Genomic DNA, 22,549 nt, shown 5'->3' with positions numbered 1-22,549 from the left:
TGGTAATTAATCTGAATCGCTGCGCCAACGTCAATATACGACTTCCAATCTGCGACTGCCAATCGTTCTTCCTGCTGATGACTGTCCAGCCCGGCTTCGACGTTTCTTCAAAGAACAAGCGAACTTGTGGGCGGCCTGTCAGCGCCCACACTTGACCCTCTGCGGCCGACCGTTATTCCGGGCGCAGATCAGGGAATAAACACGCCCCCACACGATCATTGCGCACGGCGTGATGTATTCTGGGCGCACACGGACGTTTCTGGAAAAATCACGGGGAAAATATGAAAACCACTAACGCAAGAAACCTGATAGCGCTGCTGCTCGTTTGGGCGCTGGCTTTGACAAGCCCGGCTGTCCAGGCCGCCGACCCGCTGCCCTCCTGGAACGACGGCCAGACCAAGCAATCCATCGTTGCCTTCGTCAAGCGCGTGAGTACCCCCGGCGGCAAGGATTTCGTGCCCAAGTCCGAGCGCATCGCCACCTTCGACAACGACGGAACGCTGTGGGCCGAACAGCCGATGTATTTCCAACTCCTTTTCTCGATCGACCGCGTCAAGGCACTTGCACCCCTGCATCCCGAATGGAAGGATACGGAACCCTTCGCCTCATTGCTCAAGGGCGATGTGAAAGGTGCGCTTGCCGGTGGCGCGAAATCCCTGGCGGAAATCCTCATGGCGACCCATGCCGGGATGACCAGCGAGGAGTTCGATGCGATCGTCAAGGATTGGATCGCCACGGCACGACACCCGATTACCAAGCGTCCTTATACCGAAATGGTGTATCAGCCGATGCTGGAATTGCTCACCTATCTGCGGGCCAACGGCTTCAAGACATTCATCGTCTCTGGTGGTGGCATCGATTTCATGCGGCCGTGGACAGAAAAGGTTTATGGCATTCCGCCCGAACAGGTCGTCGGCAGCAGCATCAAGCTGAATTTCGAATTCCGTGACGGCAAGCCGGTGCTGGTGCGCTTGCCTGAAGTAAATTTTGTTGACGACAATGCCGGTAAGCCTGTCGGCATCCAGCAGTACATTGGGCGTCGCCCCATCGCCGCCTTCGGCAATTCCGACGGCGACCAGCAAATGCTCGAATGGACCATGGCAGGCAGTGGCGCTCGCTTCGCGCTGCTGGTGCACCACACCGACGGCGAGCGCGAGTTTGTCTATGACCGCCAATCCCTCATCGGCCACCTCGACAAGGCGCTCGACGAGGCGCAGGCGAAAGGCTGGACCATAGTCGATATGAAAAACGACTGGAAGACGATCTATCCGCCGAGGCATTGAAAAGGGCACAGTGGGGGAAGCATGCAAGTATTTCGACGCCTTTGTTATCTCTGGTCGTCGCAGTGCTTGCGCCGCTGCGCTGGGTTCAGGCATTTTTTGACAAACTCTGAGTCGGCAGCTTGCCGAACTTGAAGTTGGATGCGACGAAGCTTGAGAACCTGTCCTGACACAAGATAATCGACCCCAATCGAGCACCGGTATCAGTTTCTTCCCGGCCATCCTCTGCGTCGAGTGCGACTCGCCGATTGACGCCTTGGTCGCCCTGTGCGTGCCACGCGACGAGGCGATGGATCTGGTTGCCGCATCCTGGCGCAGCGAAGAAGTCATTTGCGTCGTGGCCTACGTCGATGGAGGTCGAACCGTAGCGGCGCTGCGCACGCCGGAAGGACGTTGGGCGGCGTGTAATGCCTTTCTTGACGATGGCTGTACGACCCGGCGTGAGGCCGAGCGCCGGCTTCAGAAACGGCTCAAGCGTGGCCGGCGCGGGTATGTGGGCGTGCTGGTGAATCGTGATTTGTGAATATCGAGAAGTGTTCGACAAGTCGAGTGTCACGATCAGTGCCTTCACCCTTTGTGCCGTGCTGCCGATACAATAGATTCAACATATTGCCCACCTTGCTGAGCACAACGACAAGGAGTTTTCCGTGCTCGACGAAAATGCGATTCAGGAAGCGGCACACCGACTGGCAAGCGTGGCCAGCCAGCCAGCGTGCATCATTCTCTTCGGCTCCTACGCCCGCGGCAATGCCGACGAAGCCTCCGATCTCGATTTGTTGGTCGTGGAAGAATCCCTGGATGACAAGGCCGGTGAGTATATGCGGCTACGGGGTGCCCTGGGAGGGCTGACGACAGGGGTCGACTTGCTCCTGTTGTCACGCCGCGATTTTGAGCGGCGCAGGCAGGTCAAGGGTACGATGCCTCATCGCGCACACCACGAAGGCCGCGTGTTGTATGACGCCGCAGTTTGAGGAGGCGCTACGCCTGCTAAGACTGGCGGAGCGCGACCGTGATGTTTTCGAGATTCTTGCGGGCCGCGGCGATAACGCTCACGCCGCCGCTGGCTTCCACGCTCAGCAGGCGGTGATTTACCGTCATTCCGGGCTTGACCCGGAATCCAGATTCCTCCATCTGATCAAGATCTTAAAAGACCTGCTTGTGATTAATGAACTGGCTCTGCATTCCCTGCAGTCAGATTCCGGGTCAAGCCCGGAATGACGGTAAATTAATGAGTTAGCGGGAAGAACAAATTTACCCTGCCCTCCCTGTGACCAAAGGAAATGTGCCCCGCAGGAAATACCCTTGGGGTGCAGAGCCGGGAGAAGGGCCGGGGATAAGGGCTACCGGCATTGGCATCACGTCAAACTGCTTTTTCAGGATTAACAATTCGTTACAAAATGCATTGCAATTGAAAGTGTTCCTTTCGGCGCAAGGCGTTTAATATTTCTTCTTGGCCAAGGCGGGTTGGCGGTCGAAGACCCGGTTGCTGGTGTCGCAAGAAAACGAGGTGTGCCATGAAAACAAGCAGATTGATCATTGCGTTGTTGCTCCTGGGTACGTTCAGCGTTGGCAACGCCTGGGCCGACCACCGGGGCCATCGAACTCGTTTCGGCGTGGTAATTGCTCCATACTGGGGGCCATCGTACTACCCGCCGCCACCCTACTACTACTCCCCCTACTATCCCCAATATTATCCGCCCGTCCTGGTCGAACGTCTGGCGCCGCCGGTGTATATCGAACAGCAGCCTGCGCCAGCAGTTGCACCGCCTGCGCCATCTGCACCGGTCAATTACTGGTACTACTGCGCTGCGGCAAAGGGCTATTACCCTTACGTCAAGGAATGCCGCAGCGGTTGGCAGAAGGTATTCCCGCAGCCGCCGGGCCAGTTTTGATCTGAACGAGGAATCTGAACAAGGACTTGTCGCCATGAAAACATCCGCTATTACTCTTGCTACGGTGTTCCCCCTGCTATTTCTGGCCGGATGCGCCACCGTGCCGACCGGCCCCAGCGTTATGGCACTGCCGGGCAGCGGCAAGAGCTTCGAGCAGTTCCGCAGCGACGACGCCGAGTGCCGCCAGTACGCTCAGTACCAGTCAGGCGGTGCCGGCGCGAACCAGGCCGCAGTCGATGCCGGCGTGCGCAGCGCCGCTATCGGCACCGTGGTCGGGGCCATTGCTGGTGCCGCCATTGGCGGGCAACAAGGGGCCGGCGTTGGCGCCGGTACCGGGTTGCTGGTAGGCAGCATGGCCGGCACCGGCGCCGCCCAGAGTTCCGCCTACGCAACCCAGCGGCAGTACGACAACGCCTACATCCAGTGCATGTACGCCAAGGGCGAACAGGTGCCGGTTTATGGTGCACCGATGAGGAGTCGGCCTCAGGCCCCTTCCTACCTATCGCCGGCACCGTCGCCTGGCTACTACCCGCCGCCGCCTCCGGACTATGCACCACCGCCGCCGGTTGGGCGCTGACAAGCGCTGTTCCTCGCAGCCTGCAGATTGCAAGTGGCTCATTAACCTCTCATTGCATGAATTCCTGGTTAAGGGGAAATGATTTGGCTACAGCCAGCGTTGCATTGGAGAAAAGAGCCTTTCCGGTATCGGCATTGGCTACATCGACTCATGCTCTCGACTGGGCATTCCCGCCAGCACAACGTATTGAATGTTTCGGCATCCAATTTTCAGCGTTAATCTCACCCAATACGTAATTCCATCGTGCAGCACTCATGCATAGGCGATCTACAGGCATTGCCTTGAAGAACCGCATGAATAGTCGCTCTCAAGGCAGAAACCGTGTCCCCGGTTATTCACCCATTTGATTTGTATTCTCTTTTGTCACACACCACCTCAAGCGGATTCCAGTCCGATCACAAGTCGTTTTCCCAAAATTGCCACTGCTTGCGCAATACGCGGCAGCTTTGACGCATAGTGTGGGTCAAGGAGACGGCGGACTTCTTTTTCATCCACGCCGAGTTGCTTTGCAAGTTGAACGTTCGTGACGTGTGCTTCCTTCATGGCGACATAGAGAGCAGCTTTTGCCACCGTCGCGGCAGGCGGGGCAACTTGATACTCACCACCGCGAGCCTTGCTCGGCGCTGGAAATTGAAGTTTTCCCTGCATATAGGCCGCGAATACTTCATCCATTGCGTCAGAAGCTTCTGATAGGGCATCGGCAACATCTTCGCCTTGAGTTACAAGCTGCGGCAGATCGCGGCAAGTGACCACGAACCCACCTTCATCGGCAGGCGTCAGTATTACGGCATATTCAAATCGTTCCATTTAACACCTCAAAGATCGGATGGCTTGATGCCAAGTTGAGAACACATCGCATGAAAGGTGCCCGTCTTCAGTTCGTCTTTTGGATTGCGGACTATCGTGAAAGCACTCCCGAAATAGAGTGTTTGGTGACTACCATTCCCCCGAGAGGCATCAAGACGCACCACGATGTCGCGGTGCTTGCCAAGTGCTTTTATCTTGCGGATAAATTTCATTCCCAGTCATTTGATTATTATCGGACGATTCCGTCCGTTTTTCAACTCAGAGGCTGTGAATTAATTGGTACAGGCATCCAGGATCGTAGCCCGAGGCCAGGCTTCGCGCTCATTCCGGCGAAAGCGAACGAAGGAAGTGTGCCCCGAAGGAAATACCCTTGGGGTACAGAGCCCGGAATTCAGTTCGTACCTATGATATCCATGTCAACAATAATGATATAGACGAGCTAGACCCCGGTGAAAGCCAGGGTGACGAGCGAGAAGATCAAACCGCAATTGGATGTGAGACGGGGAGTGTGGATCAAGCCTATTGCCACGCAAGCCGCATGTATAGGCGATCTGCACAACAGGCACCTGAAGAGTGGCGTATTCATTGGCTCTACAGCACACATCATTGGAATGAGCCAACCGGCGGGGGTTTCAGCTTAGTGCCATACTTATGGCTAAACAATAGGAGTCTGTCCCTAAATGTTCTTGACGGGCATGCTGCGCTTCAGTCGAAAGGGGGTGAATTGTAAGTCTCTGGTATGCGCTTGACAAATAGACTCAGCGTGTCTATTGTCCACCGTGCGGACTGATCTCGTTCGTACCGCTGGCGAAGGTAAAGGCCGTGCCGTGAGATCGTGTAATAGCACCCATTCAGTTGGACGCATAACCTACTCGCTGGCCGCTGCAATAGGTCAGCGGCCACCGTACAATGTACCTTGGAAGCCAGATGAAAGGACGTGCCATGCTTTCCACTGACGCTGCTGTAACGAACGAAATTTTCCTGTCGTCCGTTGATCTTGAAAAGGCGATCACCGATGACGATGGGCTGGCTGCACAACAACACCTTGCAGCCGGGCGTCCAATTTACTACGGTGATTCCGCGTATCCGGACGGCTTGGTGAAGAAATACCCGGACGGCCGAAAGCAGCTTGTGTCGGTCAGTGAGGACGGCAAAATCTCTGTCATCCGGGACATCTGATGCCGCAGCTTTGGATTGTGGCCGGGCCAAACGGTGCAGGCAAAACAACAATTGCCGACCGCTGGCTTGCGCCACGTATCCCTGTTGTTTCTCCAGATGCCATTGCTGCGTTGAAGCAACTTAGCCCAATTCAGGCAGGGAAAGCGGCTGTAACGGAGCAAGAACGATTGCTGGCCGCTGGAGAAGATTTCGGCCTGGATACAACCTTTTCAGGCAACCGTGAATTATTGCTGATGCAGCGAGCCGCTAGTGCGGGTTACAAGATCAGTGTGGTTTTTGTATGCGTAGATACATTGGCGCTCTGTCAGGCTCGTATCGCCGAGCGAGTGGAAAGCGGCGGACATGCCGTGCCACCGCAAGATGTTGTGCGACGCTACGCAAGAAGCCTTTCAAACCTGACCCGTGCGTTTGACTTGGCGAATCGCGTGTTCGTGCTCAATAACACAGGTGAAAAGCGGCGGCAGCTGCTTTCGGTTGAGAATGGCAGAGTAAAGCACCTAGCCAATAATCTCCCGGCCTGGGCGCGAGAGGCCATTCCTGATCCGCTTCTTCGGTCTCGCAATAGCAGCTTCGAGCCTTGACCGAATTGATTCCACCTATCACCAGTCGGGTATCGCAACCCGGTCCTGACGAGGTTCGAACTGCCAGAGAACGGGCTGGACTAACCCAGGCCCAAGCAGCCGAATTGGTTTCACCTGCCAAAAAGGTTCCCTACAAGACTTGGGCGGCCTATGAGTTGCCCGTTGGGAACCCTAACCGTCGCACAATTTCGCTGGCCTCCTGGGAGCTTTTCCTGCTGCTGACAGGGCAACACGCGACCATACGGGCAGTGTTCGGTGAGGGCGAAAATTCCGTGGCGTCCAGGCGAAAGCCTGCTCTCTACTCTACCTAAGTATTTAAAGCGCCGACGAAGATGGCGTGTAAGGGAGATTTAAGGCACTTTACACAACATCATTAGATGCTAGAATTAATGCTTCTATTCAAAGGAAGCTGCGATGCGAACAACAATTGCACTTGATGATGATTTGCTTGCCAAAGCGGAGGCATTAACCGGGGTTACCGAAAAAGCCGCATTAGTACGTGAGGCCCTCCGGGCTTTGATACAGCGCGAGAGCGCAAAGCGGCTCGCACTTTTGGGCGGGTCTGAGCCAATGTTGAACGACGTGCCAAGACGCCAGGCAGAGTCTGCATGATTTTGGTTGACACTTCCATTTGGATTGATCATTTGCGAGCGGGTGATGAAAGGCTGGCCCGCCTGCTCGGCGACGGCTTGGTGCTGGCCCATCCTTTCGTGACCGGTGAACTTGCCTTGGGCAATCTTCGCAACCGTGACGTGGTGCTGAGTGCGTTGCAGGACTTGCCGCAGGCTCGCGTGGCTACCGAGAGTGAAGTTCTTCGTTTCATTGGGGAAAAGAGCCTTTCCGGTATCGGCATTGGCTACATCGACGCGCACCTGTTGGCGGCGACACTTCTTACTCAGAGCTCAAAACTCTGGACGCGCGATAAACGCTTACTCGACGCATGCTCTCGACTAGGCATTTCCGCCAACACAACACATTAAATGTGCCGGCACCCAATTAGCGGCGTTAATCCCGGCAAAAAATAATTTCTTCCTGCTGGCTCGCGGCGGCCGGAATGTATCACTCCCCGGCGGTGGTACAGTTGTCACGATTTTTCCATTTGTTGTTTTACGCAATTTCCCACGAATTCAGAGAAGGGAATAATATTTCCATGCACACTGGCCTGTTCCAGCGCCAGCATATAACTGTTCCTGTCGGTGACCTTAATGACTGTCCACGGATAGCCCCCCGACGCAAGCATGGCATTCATCATGAACCGCCCCATGCGGCCATTGCCATCCATATACGGGTGGATATAGACAAAAATGAAATGGCCCATAATTCCTCTGACCGCCGGTTCTTGTTCGTTCGTTAATAGGTCAAACAATGTCGGCATGGCATCACGTACAGACTCCGGTGAAGGCGGGACATGCCGGGCATTCCGAATAAAAACAGGCCAGGAACGGTAGCCAGCGAGATGCTTCGCTTCAAGGATGCCCGCTTTGACCGATGGTCCAAATAGCTGCATGTACCATTCATGGTGGTCCCGTTTTGCTACTTGACCGGGTTCTTCTTTGCTCAAAATGCGTGTGACACTATTTCGAACTTGTTCAAAAGCTTGGTGATATCCCTTTGCAGCAAGTGCATTACGGTCATTCTTGTCAGTTTCACTTTCTGCTGGATTCCATACTCCAGATGCAATCTTGGCTATGAGTTCCTCGCTTACGCGGTAACCTTCGATAGACAATGAGTGATATGAATCCTCCACATGCCTATCATTGATATCTGCGATATAAGGTCTGATATCAACAGGCAGCCCAGGAGCTTTGGGGAAAACAGTTAAAATTTGCTCGCGCATCATTTCCCACATTAACCGGACCCGTAAGGAACATGGCCCTTCTGCACTATTGCCGCTGGTTGCCATGGGCGTGTCGAATGGATTTTGCTCGGTAACCGCATAATCGGAGAGGCGCATGGTTCGAACGATGCGGTCGGCATCGTCTGGGCGTCCAATGGCTCGAAATGCGCCAGCAATACGCCCTGCAACAACGGTGTGCCCACCGTCAAGCAACTTGGACAGCACTTCGGAAATATCCTTCACTTGGGAAAGCACCACATGCATATCCAGCGATTTCCCGATAAAAAATGTTGGAGAAATACGCACCAAAGCAGCCGGGAGTGATAACAAGCGCAACCCATTTTGTGACACGAGGTCATCCGGTGCGGGCATTTCTTTAATTTGATAGTCAAAAATCGACGTGTCAAACTTTAGCGCCAAGTTGTTGTTTGCTCCCCGTTTTGCATGCACCAAAACCTGTCGAGGCACTGTTGTGTTCCCGGCGTAGCGCATCAAAGATGCTTCTGGGGACAAATGCCAGTCATCGCCAAATCGCACAGAACAGTAAGCCACGACGAACTCGAAAAATGACGCGTACCAAGCCGTTGAATCACCGTCCAGTTCGTTAGGGCGAGAAAGGATGTACCAGCCTTTGACGACCTCCTTCAGGAAACCACTTGAGACCAAGCGTTCACGGTGAGTGCGTGAGAAATCCTTACTTTGGAAAACACGCTTGCCCCCTGACTGAGCTTGGCGCAGCACACTCAGCGATTCAGCCAACTTTTGATTTGGCGCGGCCATATCTAGCTCTCACGTTTAATCTGTCTTATTAATTAAAGTCTATCATGTCATGTGAAATATAGTTTATTGCGCCTTGTTATTTCAAGTGTATTGCGCAGCCATAGGGTCTTAATACCGGGATCGCCGTCAATTTTCCTGGAGAGGAAACCTCGAGTACGGCGATTTGCCTGATCAATTCGCGCAACGTAGGCGGTGATTTCAGGATTTGTTTCTTGGCCTGCGATGTACGCTTCTTTCCACTCTGCGGCAGTAAAGAACGCTGTCGCTTCGAGTTCCGTATGTGTTCGACCCAAACGGACTAACCGCGCCAGTCGCCGAGACACCACTATGCAGACCGCCACCTTTTGGCTTCGACACTTCTTACTCAGAGCTCAAAACTCTGGACGCGCGATAAGCGCTTACTCGACGCATGCTCTCGGCTGAGAATTTCCGCCAAAAAAACATTAGCTCTTAAGGCAGAAACCGTGGGTTGTTCCCGGTTGTTTTTGAACATGGATCAAGCCTGTTCCCACGCAAGCCGCGTGCATAGTCGATCTCCACAACAGGTGTCTGAAGAGTGGCGTATTCATTGGCTCTACAGCACACATCATTGGAATGAGCCAAACTGGCGGAGGTCTCAGCTTAGTGCCGTACTTATGGCTAAACAATAGGAGTCTGTCCCTGAATGAATGCGGTGAGTTAGTGCGGTGAGTTAGGAGATCGAGACTTGAAAAACAAGGCCGTAGTCTTTATGTACGAGTATCGCGCTCGCTCAGGTTAGCTGGGGAATTGCCTCTTCGTGTGGACCACGTTGAGCACGACGATCGCGTCGTTGCGGATTTGGACGAAAATGATGTACGGGAGCTTGTTGACCACCAATTCGCGGGCACCGGGAATTCGGTCGCTTTCGCGGATCCGTTCCGGATAGGGCGGGAGCGATTCGATTTCTCCGACGATCCTCTTTTCCACCACTTCTGCCACCCTCGGGCTGGCTTTCAGATAGTAATAGGCGAGAATTTCCTCAAGGTCTCCCAAGGCCTCGTCGGTCCATAGTATCCGCATGGTTATGCGGATTTACGGATGCGGGCTTCCAGGCGGTCTTTCATGAGGGCCATCGCGTCGGTGTGCTCGTGCAGCGCCGTCGTACCGGAGGTTACGCGATCCATGGTCTTCGAAACTTTCCCGAACAGCCATTCCTCGTAACCGGACTCCTTGTCGATGAAGAAATCGGCGAAGAGAGTGTCTTTGGCGTCTTCGAGAGAGATCATGATACCGACCGGGCGGTCGTTCTTGGTAACGACTACGGGCTCGCGCCGGGCCGAATCGAGGAACTCGCCGAAGTGGTTTTTGGCGTCGCGGGCTGTCATGACTTTCATTTCCATACCTCTTGAAACAGGGATTTAGTGTGTCCATTGTAGCTACTATGGACATTTAGGCAAGCGTCCTGCTCGGCTTAGGTGCGACGGCATTTTTTGGAAAGATTACGTGTATAGGCGATCTGCACAACAGGCGCCTGAAGAGTGACGTATTCATTGGCTCTACAGCATCATCATTGGAATGAGCCAACTGACGGGGGGGCAGCTTAGTGCCATACTTATGGCTAAACAATAGGAGTCTGTCCCCCAAAAAATGCTTATATTGCTAAACAATAGGAGTCTGTCCCTGAATGTTCTTTAGTGTGTCCATTGTAGCTACTATGGACATTTAGGCAAGCGTCCTGCTCGGCTTAGGTGCGACGGCATTTTTTGGAAAGATTACGTGTATAGGCGATCTGCACAACAGGCGCCTGAAGAGTGACGTATTCATTGGCTCTACAGCATCATCATTGGAATGAGCCAACTGACGGGGGGGCAGCTTAGTGCCATACTTATGGCTAAACAATAGGAGTCTGTCCCCCAAAAAATGCTTATATTGCTAAACAATAGGAGTCTGTCCCTGAATGTTCTTACAGATCATTGGAATGAGCCAACTGGCGGTGGTTTCAGCTTAGTTCCATACTTACGGGCAAACAATAGGGGTCTGTCCCCGAATGTTGGTCCCCGAATGTTGTGTCCGCAGTTATTGCGCAGGTTTTTCAAGGTTCGGTGGGGGCATACTCATCGTCGTAGCTTACTTCGATCCGCATCAACGCCCCCACTTTTTGCCCATTCAATTCGCCGGGTGAAAATCGCAATTTTTTCAGGGCATCGAGGGTCGATTGCATGAGCGAATCGGGCAATTCATTGTTGTCGACGGAAATGTCAACCACTTCCCCCTTTTCGTTGATCCAAAGCACCAGAACCAGTCTGCCGGATGCTATGAGCGCAACACCATCCTCTGAATCGAGAATAGCTTCACCCAAGGCTTGGGGTTTGACCGTAAGCTCACTCGTCGGGTAATAATCAACACTGAATGACGGCACCAGATTGAAGTCATGCGTGAAATTCAGAATCGGCGACACGCCAGACGAAGAAGTGGATGTTTTCTGTTCCGGTTCTGGCCGTGCTGTTCGTAGGGGCACGGCGCGCCGTGCCCCTACTGCACGTACGGTATGACCCAAGGTCGCCTTGAGTGATGATGACTGGCTGCGTTTTCCAACAACCGTGGTGGCCTGTTCGTGCCCCGTTGTTTCGCCGAAATACGGAAAAGCAAGCACCAGCAAATGCAAAGCGATGGAAACAAACAAGGCCGCCGACAGGGAGCCGCTGCGCGCCTCAGAAAAGCAGCTCAACGCAACCCTCCGATCACCTGGTTCCCAAGCCGAAAATAACCTGAACAGACCATTGATACTCCAGAACTTACCGTCTATCGCGGCGAGTTTACTTTAGATTGGGCTGGGCTACTGTCCACATTGTCAGGCCGTGATGGCCGTTTGCAAAAAAACATGTCCCCCAAAAACGAGGCAACAAAATTCACCCGCATGAAATTACGGCGAGATAACTTATGAAACGGCACCATGGATTTACGTTGATTGAACTAATGATTGTCGTGGCGATTGTTGCCATCCTGGCGTCCGTCGCACTTCCTTCCTATTCAGACTACATTACGCGCGGGAAAATACCCGAGGCCACGTCGGGGCTTGCCGCCAAACGGGTTCAGATGGAGCAATACTTTCAGGATGAGCGCGATTACACCTTAGCCACTGCGTGCACCAACGACACGACTACCAGCAAGTATTTTGACTTTTCCTGTACCAACGCAACCCCCACAGCGTTTACCTTGCAGGCCGTCGGAAAAGAGTCGATGGCGGGCTTTACCTACACTGTTAATCAGGCTGATGCAAAGACAAGCACTATCACCGCCAGCGGGTGGGCGGCAGATACTACATGCTGGGTAACGAAAAAGGGCGGGTCGTGCTAACACCTCAACACACTCACCGTGGCGTGACCCTGATCGAGCTCTCGGTCGGGCTGGCGATTGTGGCCATCATCATGGTCAGTGGAGTGCCCTCTTTCGGGAAATGGTTGCAAAGCAGCCAGATTCGCACGGCGGCAGAAGCCATTCAGAATGGCCTGCAAAAAACGCGGGCCGAAGCCGTACAGCGCAACACCCGCGTTAAGTTCGAACTCACCGCCCTTGCTGATGGCGGCACCGGGGTGGACTGGAAAATCAGTTGCGTCACCCCGATTGCTGATGGCGTAGCGGATTGTCCGGGTACCGGGGTAGTGCCCACGGAAATCCAGAGTAGATCCGCGACTGAAGGAACACGCAACGCTGTTGTTGCTGTTGCGCCGGCGCAAACGGAGTTTGTTTTTAATGGCATGGGGCGCCTGGTTCCTGCGGCAGGCATCGCCATTGATATCACCAATCCCACGGGAGGAGCCTGTGCGACGCTGACCGACAAAACGCCGCCGATGCGTTGTATGCGCGTTGTCGTATCTACGGGCGGACAGGTGCGCATGTGCGATCCGGCACGCGCGACCCCCGACCCGCAAGCCTGTTGAGCCAAGACCATGTCAAAAACGATTATTCACCCCGTGCGGCAAACCGGCTCCGTCCTGCTGGAAAGCCTGATCGCCATACTCATTTTTTCCATGGGCATTCTCGCGCTCGTCAGCATGCAGGCGGTTGCCGTCAATGCCTCCAGCGACGCCAAATACCGCAGCGACGCCACCCTGCTGGCCAATGAACTGATTGGCCGAATGTGGGTTAGCGACCGCACCCTGCTGACATTGCAAACCAACTTTGCCAACCCCACTGGCACGGCTTACCAAGCGTGGGCCTGGGTCGGAACAGCCGCTGGTGATGCCGGTACGCAGAGCGCTCCAACGCCGGGTACGGTTCTTGAATTGCTGCCGGGAGCACGAGCCGCCGCCAACTTGCCGACAGTTAATATTACCGACGCCTATCTGGTGACCATCACCGTGTATTGGCAAGCGTCCAACGATGCGCCACGGCATAAATACGTTACCCAGACTCAGATCGGAGGCTGACGTGCGTCTATCGCTCAATTTGATCCACAAGCCGGCTTCCGGTTTCAGCCTGGTAGAAATTATGGTGGGCATGGTCATCGGCATGCTGGGTCTTATCGTGATCATGCAGGTTTTTGCACTTTCCGAAGGGCGCAAACGCACCACGACAGGCGGGAGTGACGCCATGACCGAAGGCGCTATTGCCATGTATGCGCTGCAACGCGAAATTCGTCAGGGAGGTTACGGTGTAGCCGCCATGAGCCTGTTCGGTTGCAGCGTCATTACACCCTTACCCACGGCCCCCGGTACGAATGCTCTAGGTGTAAGTATTGTTACGAATACTCCAAGTGTAAGTATTCCTTTGGCACCGGTTACCATCAACCCGGTAACAGCGACCATACCGCCCACGGCGCTCATACCGGCCGGTGATCCCAATACCGACACGCTTCTGGTCTTTTACGCTCAAACCACCACGCAAACTCAAGGGCAGACGGATTCGGTGACTGTTGCCGACAACACCTATTATATTAAGAACGATCAGTGCCCCCTGGCCAGCCCGATGCCAATGACACTGACCAACACGACCCTTGAAAAGCACATTACGGTTTCTGTTTTCAGTCCGAGTGTGCTCTTCGTGCTCGGTACATCAACCCCTGATTCAACCCCTCTGTTACCTCCCAGGGCATTGGCTTATGCCATTCGCGGCGGCAATCTGACCGTGTGCGACTTTATGAGCAACGATTGCAGTGACGATGACAATAAAAACATCCCCACCATCTGGGTGCCCATTGCCAGCAACATAGTCAGCCTGCGAGCCCAGTATGGGCGCGCCTCCGTTCCTGATGTTAATCCCGTACCAGATCCGGCGGACGTCACGACCAGGATGCCCAATTACATTGTGTCCACCTATGACCAGGCTACGCCAACGACTTCATGCGGATGGGCTAGGACAGGCGCTATTCGTCTGGCGCTAGTAGCGCGTAGCGGCCAATACGAAAAAGTAGCCGTCACCACAGATGACCACGACATTGACCCCGGCTTAGCACTTGCCCCTGTATGGGATGGAAAAGCTGACGCCCCGATCAACCTAAAAAACCCCGATGATCCAGATAACACAGACTGGAAGCATTATCGCTACAAGATGTTCCAGACGACCATTCCGCTCGTGAATGTCACCTGGATGGGGCAACAACAGGTCTGTCAGACAGGATGTGTAGGATGTTGATACAAAGTTCCCTCTCCCTTAATGACCACAATGTCAGGCAAAGACAGTCCGGCATGGTGCTTTTGTTGGCATTGATCGTCATGATTTCCATGACCCTGGCCGGTTTGGGCCTGATGCGCTCGGTTGGCACGGCCACGGCCATTACCGGAAACATGGCCTTCCAGCAGGCGGCCACCATGTCAGGACAATCCGGGGTGGAAGAGGCTATTGCCTGGATAGAAAAACAAGAAGAAAATAAAACCGATTTTTTGATAAAAAATTATCCTGACCGAAGCTTTTACGTTGCAGATGCTCTGAACACGCTCACATTGCCCGTCATAGTGCCCGACCCCGACCCGACGCAAGGCAAGCCAGGCGTAAGAAATGGTGTCTTTTACTGGAGTTCTTACTGGGATGACGTCTGGGCGAAAAGTGATGCGCCCACGAGAACGCCGAAGAAATTGGACATCTATCCCGATGAGGCAGGTAACCATGTATCGTATGTCATTGACCGTCTGTGCGTAAGCACAGGTGCGATTAATAGCGCAACGTGCTCAGAATCCCCAGTTAACTTTACCTCGGCCGGCAGTTCCCAAGCGGCCGGCGGTAGCCCCATACAATCGGTCGTGCAGGCGTATTACCGGATTACGGTACGCATTCAAGGCCCCAGAAACACACAAAGTTTCATTCAGGCCATTATTGCCCGATAGGCAAACGGCCGACACGCCAAAAACAATCGGCGCAGTAAGAACGCACACTTCACTCAGGAGACCATCATGACCATCCGCCACGAATCACTCAAGGGATTCAGTCGAGCCCTCCTGATCTCGGCTTTTGCCCTCAGCGCCCATGCCGCGCTGACCGACCTCTCCTCCGTTCCGTTGGTGACCTATTCAGCCCCGTCCTCGACCGACGTCAAACCCAACCTGTTGTTCGTTCTTGACGACTCGGGCAGTATGGACTGGGCCTACATGCCGGATCAGATCGGCGGCTATTCCTCGACACCGTACTGGTACAAAAACAGTGCTTTTAATGGCGTGGCTTACAACCCGGCGATTACCTATTCGCCTCCCGCTTTTTTCGATTCTTCCGGCGTACGTGACACCACCACCTATCCCGGCATGGATGGATCAAGCACGGCAAAAGGAGCTGATTCCAGCAGCAAACCCAACTGGAAGGCCGTGTCAAATGACAAGTATGGCGTCCAGTCCGGCAGCACATCCGACCTGTCCTACAATGCTTTCGCCTTCGTCATTGTTCCTGGCGAATATTGTGACACTCCAAAGCTGCGCACATGCATCACCAGCAGCAGCTCAACGACGAGCTATCCCTACCCGGCCGCACTGCGTTGGTGTGACAGTACAGCACTGACAAGTTGCCGGGCAACCTATGATTCTTCAAGCTACAGTGAGCCGCGTATCCCGTCGCCACGCACCGCCACCATTGCTGTCAACGGTTCATCGAGCACCACTGTCAGCCATATCACCGTTGATGGTCAGGAGATAATTTCTGCCACCACCAGCGCTTCCTCTACATCAAGTACTGTGGCCACCAACATACGAAATGCCATCAACAACTGCACCCTCGTTATCAGCGGCCAGTGCACCGCCGTGGGTTATTCAGCGACCAGTTCCGGTAGCACGGTAACGATTACGGCCCCGGGCAGTGTCAGTGTGCAGCCTGTGGTCACGATCGGTAACAGCGGCACAATGAGCTTCGACAAGACGAATTTCGCCGCAGGCAGCGTACCCGGAGAAAACCTGCGGGTGACGATCACCCCCGGTGTAACCAGCTACCCCTACCCCGGTACGGCGGCCAAAGCGCCATCGCGTACAGACTGTGCAGGCACTACCTGCACTTACAACGAAGAAATGACCAACTACGCTAACTGGTGGGCTTATTACCATACACGCATGCAAATGATGAAAACCGCGACCAGCAATGCGTTTTCGACCATCGATTCGGGCACCGATCTGATCGACAACGTTTCCCGCTTTCGCGTGGGTTATTTGAGCATCAACAACAACACCTCAAACGACTTTCTCAATATCAACGAATTCAAGACATCGCAAAAACAAAACTGGTACTCCAAGCTGTTTGCCGCCAATCCAAGCAACTCGACGCCATTGCGTGAAGCGCTCTCAAAGGCCGGTCGTTTATATGCAGGAAAACTCAATGGCACAACGCTCAACGGCAGTACGGTCGTCGATCCGCTTCAGTATTCATGCCAGCAGAACTACACCATTCTCTCCACCGATGGTTTCTGGAATGGCTCTACTGGCTACAAGCTGAACGGATCAACGGCCATAGGCAATGAGGACGCCGGTTTGCCGGCACCTTACAACGATGGCGGCTCGGCCACCATTCAGGAAAAGACCAGTTCCTTGCAAAGTCAGACCTCACAACTGCTGGCCAGTACCCGTACCTTGCAGACCCGTAGTTCGAACGTTCTGAGCAGTACCAGTCAGTTGCTGTCTAGCACAGGCACGTTGCGAGGAACCGTTTCAAGCGTCCTGATGAAATGCAATGATACCTCGACCAACTGCGGCAACGCACCGACAAACGGGCTGCCTGGGGTCGGGTCAAGCTCCGCCGCTTGGTCGGCCGCCACATCGTGCACCAACGGCAGCGGAACCGCCTCTCCACGTTGTTCGCGAGTTTCGCCTACACTTACACGTGATGTCGTCAGTAAATGTAATACCGGAGGAAGCATCAGTTCGAGCAGCCCATACACCGCGACCAACACCGATAATGGCTATCTGTACAGCAGTTGCGCCTACTCCTGGACGACGGCCGCACCCGCCGGTGCATGTACCTATAACGATGCCGCCAACCCGAATAACACCTCTACCTTTTTGACTGCGACCCATTGTTCTTACGACGCATGGTCTACGCCAATCTCAGTAGGGTACTGTACGGTGTCCAACCAGTCATCCGCAACTAACAATGGAACAGTTTACAACGCTACACCCGTAGTCTGTTCGTATTCAGCCTGGAGTGATTGGGCCGATGCCACAGCCACCTGCACCACAGTAAATCAATCCACCAGTGGCACCTACAAACCGACAGCGGAACAGTGCCAATACACTACCGCGACAAACGCAGACCCCGCTTCTTCCTGCACCACCGCAGCAATAAGCGGTTCGTCGCCTTATACGAAGCTTGCCTCCGCCGCATGCTCTTATGCGCCTTACTCGACGTGGGTCAACGCAAACACCTGTACGGCGCTGGCAAAAAGCACGTCCAGCCCCTACACGGTCGGCTTGGCCACCAGTTGCCGATATACGGCCTGGTCAACGAGCTGGACGGACGTATCCGCCTGTACGGCAGTTGCACAATCAGCGTCACCCAATTACACCGCCGGTACGGCACGGCAGTGCCAAACGCTCACCACCGCCGGAACCTCGAACACGCTGGCGGATGTGGCCGCCTATTATTACCTGAAGGATTTGCGGAATTCTTCGGCGACGGGGGCTGACGCCACAGGAACCTGCACCGGGCCTGTCATTGCTCCGGCCACCATTGCCAATGATCTTTGCACCAACAATGTGCCTGCCAACGGCAATGACCTTGCCGCAGCGCAGCATATGAGCACCTTCACCCTGGGGCTTGGCTCACAAGGCCAGATGGTCTTTTCGCCCACGTACTGGACGGATTCGAGTGGTGATTTCCGCGACATCAAGACAAGGGTTTCGTCGGATCCAATAAATGGCACTTGTCCCTGGATGGGCAGTGGTGCCACCTGCACCTGGCCTACGCCGTCTTCGGACTCGATCAACAATATCGATGACCTCTGGCATGCTGCTGTCAACGGCCATGGCGAGTATTTCAGCGCCACTGATCCGGCCACCTTGACTTCGGGTTTGTCAAAAACGATCAGGGCCATCAGCAATACGCCAAGACCCGGCACAGCGGCTGCCGCTGCGGTGAGTAGCACAAACATGAGTGCGGCCGACAACTATGTATTCAGCTCGTATTACAAATCGGTGGAATGGTATGGCGAAATGGTTCGCCAGCAATTCAATGAAACCTACACCGGGCTCAGTACCGTGCAATGGTCGGCAAAAAACCTGCTTGACTGTGCCACAACCGAGTGGACGGCCACCACAAGCTACACGCTCGGAAGTGCATTCAGGAATGGCAGCAACTGTTATACCGTTACAAATTCCTACGTTTCAGGAGCCTCTTTTGGCGTTACCGACACCGGCAACACCGCGGCCGTCCTGTCTGCCGGCGATACGCCAATTTTCTGCTCAGCATCCGATTGGCAGGATTCGCAATCCTATGTGGTTGACGAAAAGTTCAAATATAATGACATCTGCTATACCGTATTGGTCAACTACGTTTCCGGAGCCACCTTCGGCGTGCTCGATGAAACCAATACGCTCGCTCCAACCGGGGGTACAGCCGTTGTGTCGAAGACCTCCCGCCTCATCTACACCAAAGACCCCAGCGGTTCGAGTTCAAATCGTTTCATACCTTTCCAGTGGTCGGATCTGGTCTCGGCATCCTTGAGTTCGTACTTCACCACCCCGGCGCTGACCTACACATCGCCTACCTCCGGCCTGTCGCAGTTCTGCCCTTCTGGGGCATCCTGTATGGCGAGTGCACAGCAGACGAATAACACCATTGCCACTGGCGGTGCAGCCGGTGAAGCGCTGGTGAATTTCCTGCGTGGGGATCGCAGCAACGAAGGAACTTTTTACCGGCAGCGCACCCATGTTCTTGGCGATATTGTGTCCTCGGAGGGGGCATATGTTAGAGCTCCGTTATTCAAATATACAGATGCCAACTATAACGACTTCAAGGTAGCGAAGAGTGATCACAAAGACGCCAGCGGGGACGATATTTCCGGTCGCAGCGGAATGGTGTACGTTGGCGCCAACGATGGCATGTTGCACGCATTTGAAGCTGCCAGCGGACAGGAAGCTTGGGCTTATGTGCCAAGCTTCGTCCTGCCTAATCTTTACAAACTGGCGGACAACAAATACAAGGATCAGCATCAATATTTTGTTGATGCCACGCCGGCAACCGGCGACATTTGTCCGAATGCGCCCTCTTCAACCTGCTCAGTCGACCAATGGAAGACCATCCTGGTCGGCGGACTCAATCTCGGAGGAAAAGGCTACTTCGCTCTGGACGTTACCGACCCGGCCAACCCCTCCTTGCTATGGGAATTTTCCGACGCCAATCTGGGCTACAGTTACGGCAACCCCACGATTACCAAGCTGAAGGACGGTACTTGGGTCGTACTTTTCGCATCGGGCTACAACAACGCCGATGGCTTGGGTCGGCTCTATATCGTAAACGCCAATACGGGAGTTCTTATCCGTTCGATCAGTACCGGGGTTGGCAGCCCGACGTCGCCCAGCGGCTTGGCACGAATCGTTGCCCATAGCGAAGATACCATGACCAACAATACCTCGATAGCCGCGTATGGAGGTGATCTGTTGGGCAATCTGTGGCGATTTAATATAAACGGGGATATTGGTGTTCCACTTATTGGCATTCCACCAACTCTTGTACCAAATTACAATGTGCAATTGCTGGCCAGTTTCAAGGATGCCAGCGGAGCCCCCCAACCCATCACCGCCAGACCGGATGTCACCTCGGTCTATAGAAAACCCGTTATTTACGTCGGTACAGGCCGTTTCCTCGGTACCAGCGACTACGCCACGACCCAGGTTCAGTCGTTCTATGCGGTCAGGGAAAATTACGACACTACCCCTTTTGTCAACATGCGAACGGCGGATGGCTTTGTCGCGCAAACGATGACCAGTGGAACATGTCCGGAAGGGACATCCCCAACGATATGCTCGCCAGGGCAGACAGTTCGCACTGCTTCCAGCAATGATGTCGATTGGACAAGCAAGAATGGGTGGTATATCGACTTTCCGTCCGCCGGCGAACTTTCCTACACGGATCCAGTACTGGTGAGCGGAACAGTTGTTTTTACCACAAACCATGCGAACGCCTCTTCGGGCAGTGCCTGCGGCGACGTCGGAAGTAGTGATTCCGACCCCTTTGTGTATTTCCTGGATTACAAGACGGGTGGCGCTGTGACTACTGCCAACATGGTCTCCGGGGTTCGTCTTCCCAGAGGTTTTTCGACACGCCCCGTGCCTTTTAGTACTCCCGACGGAAGTGTTAAGGTCATCATCCGTATATCTGGGGGGGATGGAGGGAAAACTATGATTATAGGCGTTCCTGTTGGCCCTGTTATTAAATACACTCGCCGCGTTTCCTGGAGAGAACTTGTCAACGAATAGTGAGTGTAACAAAGGTACCTTATGAACATTCGGGGACTCCTATTGTTTGCCCATAAGTATGGCACTAAGCAGAAACCCCCGCCAGTTGGCTCATTCCAATGATGTGTGCTGTAGAGCCAATGAATACGCCACTCTTCAGGTGCCTGTTGTGAAGATCGCCTATACACGCGGCTTGCGTGGATATAGGATTGGTTCATGCATAAACAAAGGGGCCGTGTTCCTGCTATGTGGCGAATTACCGACGAGATTCTGGCCGACATGGCGAGTAGGCTTGTCCAAGTGGCTGACCCGAACAAGGTTGTCTTGTTTGGTAGCCGGGCGCGGGGGATGCGCAAGTAGATAGCGATGTGGATTTACTGGTTATCAAATCATCCGATCAGCCAAGACATCTGCGGGCGCTGCCGCTTTGTGGGCTGCGCGGGATGGAGATTTCCAAGGATATATTGTGGGTTACTCCCGATGAGGCAGGGTAAATTTGTTCTAACCATCCGCCGTCATACCGGCGAAGGCCGGTATCCAGATTCGTCCATCTGATCAAGATGTTAAAAGACTTGTTTGATAAACGCGGGTTTCAACAGGGTCAGACACCATCGATCATTACATGGCTGCAGCCAGCATGGATAGGCGTTGTACAGGATGCATGCCTGAAGATGCTCATGGATAGGCGCTGTACATGGATAATGCCTGAAGATTCTCATGGCTATTGGCACTCATGGAAGGTCACTGGGAAAAGAGCACGGTTTTCCGGGATTTCAGGTTAAACCGCCTCAGCGGCTGTGAATTAATTGGGACAACCATCCAAGACCGTCATTCCGGCGAAGGCCGGAATCTGACCGAAGGAAATGCAGAGCCAGTGCGTACCTCTAATATTCATGAAAACAATCAGATAGACGAACTAGACCCCGGCCTTCGCCGGGGTGACGAGTGGGGAGAATAGGCTGAAATGAATTTTTCACAGCCTCTCAGTCCAGTCCTCCACGCGAAGCTTAGCCATCAATCGAAACGCTTGGTCATTGGTGACCAGCACGGCGCCAATACTTTCTGCATGGGAAGCAATCAGCAAATCCAGGGGCGCTAGTGTCTTGCCTTGACCTTCCAATGAGGCTCGAATCTGCGCGTAACGCTCTGCCACCCCTTCATCCCATGGCATTACATCAACACAGCGCAGAAACTCCCTGACTGCCGCATGGAGCCGTATGGCTTCTGGCCGCTTCGCCAGTCCAATAAGCAGTTCGCCTTCGGTGATGGCAGATATGCACAGGGAGGAAATTGGCACATCCTTCGCTCTTTGCATGGCCGTCGTATTCTTTTTCACCAAGCTGCTCACCGTGTTGGTGTCCAGCATATACAGAGTCATTCCGTCCATCCCGCGAACGGGTCGCGGTCCTGTTTGCCCTGGTTACGCTCAGTCAGACTCAGAAAATCCACAGGTACGTCAACCCCATTGAGTGCGGCAAAGAAACTATCCAGAGATTCCGGTTTGCGAGACAGGATCACATCCCCGGTTTCCGGATCCTGGCGGATGAAGACTTCCTCCGTATTAAATCGAAACGCAACCGGCAAGCGCACCGCTTGGCTTCGACCATTCTTGAATAATTTCGCAACTTGAGACATTGCAGCCTCCTTGGTAGGTAGATACCGTAGTATATCACACGTTCTGAAAGAGGCAGGGCAAGTATTTCAGCGCCCGTACCCGTCCTGAACCCGATTGGCCCGCCGTGCATCGCGAATTGCGCCGCAAAGGAGTCACCCTCGACCTCCTTTGGCAAGAGC

Annotated in this window: 26 protein-coding genes; 17 read left to right on the top strand and 9 right to left on the bottom strand. The window is 54.1% G+C overall.

All coding sequences use genetic code 11. The features are described from left to right. Positions 1-281: 281 nt before the first annotated feature. From ACOYNV_RS14565 to ACOYNV_RS14540, 6 genes are all read left to right on the top strand, one after another. The gene (locus tag ACOYNV_RS14565) at positions 282-1,283 is read left to right on the top strand and encodes an HAD family hydrolase (protein ID WP_422900513.1); all 1,002 of its coding nucleotides are present in this window, start codon (positions 282-284) and stop codon (positions 1,281-1,283) included. 253 nt (positions 1,284-1,536) lie between these two features. Next, positions 1,537-1,803, top strand: coding sequence for a hypothetical protein (locus ACOYNV_RS14560; RefSeq protein WP_422900512.1), 267 nt, complete (start codon positions 1,537-1,539; stop codon positions 1,801-1,803). A gap of 124 nt (positions 1,804-1,927) precedes the next feature. After that, positions 1,928-2,251: a nucleotidyltransferase domain-containing protein gene (locus ACOYNV_RS14555; protein WP_422900511.1), complete on the top strand. Its 324-nt coding sequence runs from the start codon at positions 1,928-1,930 to the stop codon at positions 2,249-2,251. Further along, positions 2,235-2,498 carry a hypothetical protein gene (locus ACOYNV_RS14550; RefSeq protein WP_422900510.1) on the top strand — a complete coding sequence of 88 codons (264 nt, stop codon included), beginning with the start codon at positions 2,235-2,237 and terminating at the stop codon, positions 2,496-2,498. Before ACOYNV_RS14555 ends, ACOYNV_RS14550 begins: the two co-directional genes overlap by 17 nt. A 296-nt stretch (positions 2,499-2,794) precedes the next feature. Next, positions 2,795-3,172, top strand: a complete 378-nt coding sequence (locus tag ACOYNV_RS14545) for a hypothetical protein (protein WP_422900509.1) — start codon at positions 2,795-2,797, stop codon at positions 3,170-3,172. A 34-nt stretch (positions 3,173-3,206) separates the two neighbouring features. Next, on the top strand, positions 3,207-3,749 hold the full coding sequence (locus ACOYNV_RS14540) for a glycine zipper family protein (RefSeq protein WP_422900508.1): 543 nt from the start codon (positions 3,207-3,209) through the stop codon (positions 3,747-3,749). Between the two features lie 375 nt (positions 3,750-4,124). On the opposite strand, the gene ACOYNV_RS14535 is transcribed toward ACOYNV_RS14540, so the two are convergent. Then, positions 4,125-4,556: a type II toxin-antitoxin system HicB family antitoxin gene (locus ACOYNV_RS14535; RefSeq protein WP_422900507.1), complete on the bottom strand. Its 432-nt coding sequence runs from the start codon at positions 4,554-4,556 to the stop codon at positions 4,125-4,127. An 8-nt stretch (positions 4,557-4,564) separates the two neighbouring features. Continuing rightward, the gene (locus ACOYNV_RS14530; RefSeq protein WP_422900506.1) at positions 4,565-4,768 is read right to left on the bottom strand and encodes a hypothetical protein; all 204 of its coding nucleotides are present in this window, start codon (positions 4,766-4,768) and stop codon (positions 4,565-4,567) included. 730 nt (positions 4,769-5,498) lie between these two features. Here ACOYNV_RS14530 and ACOYNV_RS14525 point away from each other — a divergent pair. From ACOYNV_RS14525 to ACOYNV_RS14510, 4 genes are all read left to right on the top strand, one after another. Then, positions 5,499-5,735, top strand: coding sequence for a hypothetical protein (locus ACOYNV_RS14525; RefSeq protein WP_422900505.1), 237 nt, complete (start codon positions 5,499-5,501; stop codon positions 5,733-5,735). Beyond that, complete coding sequence (locus ACOYNV_RS14520) at positions 5,735-6,316, top strand: AAA family ATPase (protein ID WP_422900504.1); 582 nt, start codon at positions 5,735-5,737, stop codon at positions 6,314-6,316. Before ACOYNV_RS14525 ends, ACOYNV_RS14520 begins: the two co-directional genes overlap by 1 nt. 414 nt (positions 6,317-6,730) lie before the next feature. Then, on the top strand, positions 6,731-6,928 hold the full coding sequence (locus ACOYNV_RS14515) for a type II toxin-antitoxin system VapB family antitoxin (protein ID WP_422900503.1): 198 nt from the start codon (positions 6,731-6,733) through the stop codon (positions 6,926-6,928). After that, positions 6,925-7,296, top strand: coding sequence for a type II toxin-antitoxin system VapC family toxin (locus tag ACOYNV_RS14510; RefSeq protein WP_422900502.1), 372 nt, complete (start codon positions 6,925-6,927; stop codon positions 7,294-7,296). Before ACOYNV_RS14515 ends, ACOYNV_RS14510 begins: the two co-directional genes overlap by 4 nt. A 104-nt stretch (positions 7,297-7,400) precedes the next feature. Here ACOYNV_RS14510 and ACOYNV_RS14505 read toward each other — a convergent pair whose 3' ends face one another. The 5 genes from ACOYNV_RS14505 to ACOYNV_RS14485 all read right to left on the bottom strand — a co-directional run bounded on the left by ACOYNV_RS14505 (position 7,401) and on the right by ACOYNV_RS14485 (position 11,577). Beyond that, the gene (locus ACOYNV_RS14505) at positions 7,401-8,933 is read right to left on the bottom strand and encodes a Fic family protein (RefSeq protein WP_422900501.1); all 1,533 of its coding nucleotides are present in this window, start codon (positions 8,931-8,933) and stop codon (positions 7,401-7,403) included. Between the two features lie 47 nt (positions 8,934-8,980). Next, positions 8,981-9,256 carry an IS4 family transposase gene (locus tag ACOYNV_RS14500; protein ID WP_422900500.1) on the bottom strand — a complete coding sequence of 92 codons (276 nt, stop codon included), beginning with the start codon at positions 9,254-9,256 and terminating at the stop codon, positions 8,981-8,983. Positions 9,257-9,689: 433 nt separating this feature from the next. After that, positions 9,690-9,974, bottom strand: a complete 285-nt coding sequence (locus tag ACOYNV_RS14495; RefSeq protein WP_422900499.1) for a type II toxin-antitoxin system RelE/ParE family toxin — start codon at positions 9,972-9,974, stop codon at positions 9,690-9,692. A 2-nt stretch (positions 9,975-9,976) separates the two neighbouring features. Then, complete coding sequence (locus ACOYNV_RS14490; protein WP_422900498.1) at positions 9,977-10,288, bottom strand: type II toxin-antitoxin system Phd/YefM family antitoxin; 312 nt, start codon at positions 10,286-10,288, stop codon at positions 9,977-9,979. Positions 10,289-10,986: 698 nt separating this feature from the next. Continuing rightward, a complete protein-coding gene (locus tag ACOYNV_RS14485) occupies positions 10,987-11,577 on the bottom strand; it encodes an energy transducer TonB (RefSeq protein ID WP_422900497.1) in 591 nt (196 codons plus the stop codon). Positions 11,578-11,834: 257 nt separating this feature from the next. Here ACOYNV_RS14485 and ACOYNV_RS14480 point away from each other — a divergent pair, with 257 nt between their 5' ends. The 7 genes from ACOYNV_RS14480 to ACOYNV_RS14450 all read left to right on the top strand — a co-directional run bounded on the left by ACOYNV_RS14480 (position 11,835) and on the right by ACOYNV_RS14450 (position 21,115). After that, entirely contained in the window at positions 11,835-12,251 is a 417-nt protein-coding gene (locus ACOYNV_RS14480; protein WP_422900496.1) for a type IV pilin protein, read from the top strand. After that, positions 12,245-12,835: a GspH/FimT family pseudopilin gene (locus tag ACOYNV_RS14475; RefSeq protein ID WP_422900495.1), complete on the top strand. Its 591-nt coding sequence runs from the start codon at positions 12,245-12,247 to the stop codon at positions 12,833-12,835. Before ACOYNV_RS14480 ends, ACOYNV_RS14475 begins: the two co-directional genes overlap by 7 nt. 9 nt (positions 12,836-12,844) lie before the next feature. After that, positions 12,845-13,324 (top strand): type IV pilus modification PilV family protein, encoded by a 480-nt coding sequence (locus ACOYNV_RS14470; protein ID WP_422900494.1) that lies wholly within the window; start codon positions 12,845-12,847, stop codon positions 13,322-13,324. A gap of 1 nt (position 13,325) precedes the next feature. Then, entirely contained in the window at positions 13,326-14,528 is a 1,203-nt protein-coding gene (locus ACOYNV_RS14465) for a PilW family protein (RefSeq protein WP_422900493.1), read from the top strand. After that, complete coding sequence (locus ACOYNV_RS14460) at positions 14,522-15,217, top strand: pilus assembly PilX family protein (RefSeq protein ID WP_422900492.1); 696 nt, start codon at positions 14,522-14,524, stop codon at positions 15,215-15,217. The genes ACOYNV_RS14465 and ACOYNV_RS14460 overlap by 7 nt, the downstream gene beginning before the upstream one ends. Positions 15,218-15,478: 261 nt before the next feature. Continuing rightward, on the top strand, positions 15,479-20,776 hold the full coding sequence (locus ACOYNV_RS14455) for a PilC/PilY family type IV pilus protein (protein ID WP_422900491.1): 5,298 nt from the start codon (positions 15,479-15,481) through the stop codon (positions 20,774-20,776). 195 nt (positions 20,777-20,971) lie between these two features. Next, positions 20,972-21,115, top strand: coding sequence for a hypothetical protein (locus ACOYNV_RS14450; protein WP_422900490.1), 144 nt, complete (start codon positions 20,972-20,974; stop codon positions 21,113-21,115). A 613-nt stretch (positions 21,116-21,728) separates the two neighbouring features. Here the strand turns inward: ACOYNV_RS14450 and ACOYNV_RS14445 are convergent. Continuing rightward, positions 21,729-22,121, bottom strand: coding sequence for a type II toxin-antitoxin system VapC family toxin (locus tag ACOYNV_RS14445; RefSeq protein WP_422900489.1), 393 nt, complete (start codon positions 22,119-22,121; stop codon positions 21,729-21,731). An 8-nt stretch (positions 22,122-22,129) separates the two neighbouring features. Then, entirely contained in the window at positions 22,130-22,390 is a 261-nt protein-coding gene (locus tag ACOYNV_RS14440; protein WP_422900488.1) for an antitoxin, read from the bottom strand. Positions 22,391-22,549: the final 159 nt, after the last annotated feature.

The sequence above is a fragment of the Propionivibrio sp. genome (assembly GCF_049316945.1).
Lineage (GTDB): Bacteria > Pseudomonadota > Gammaproteobacteria > Burkholderiales > Rhodocyclaceae > Propionivibrio.
The sequence above is the reverse complement of the archived record's forward strand: the minus strand, read 5'-3'. Positions and strand labels throughout refer to the sequence as shown.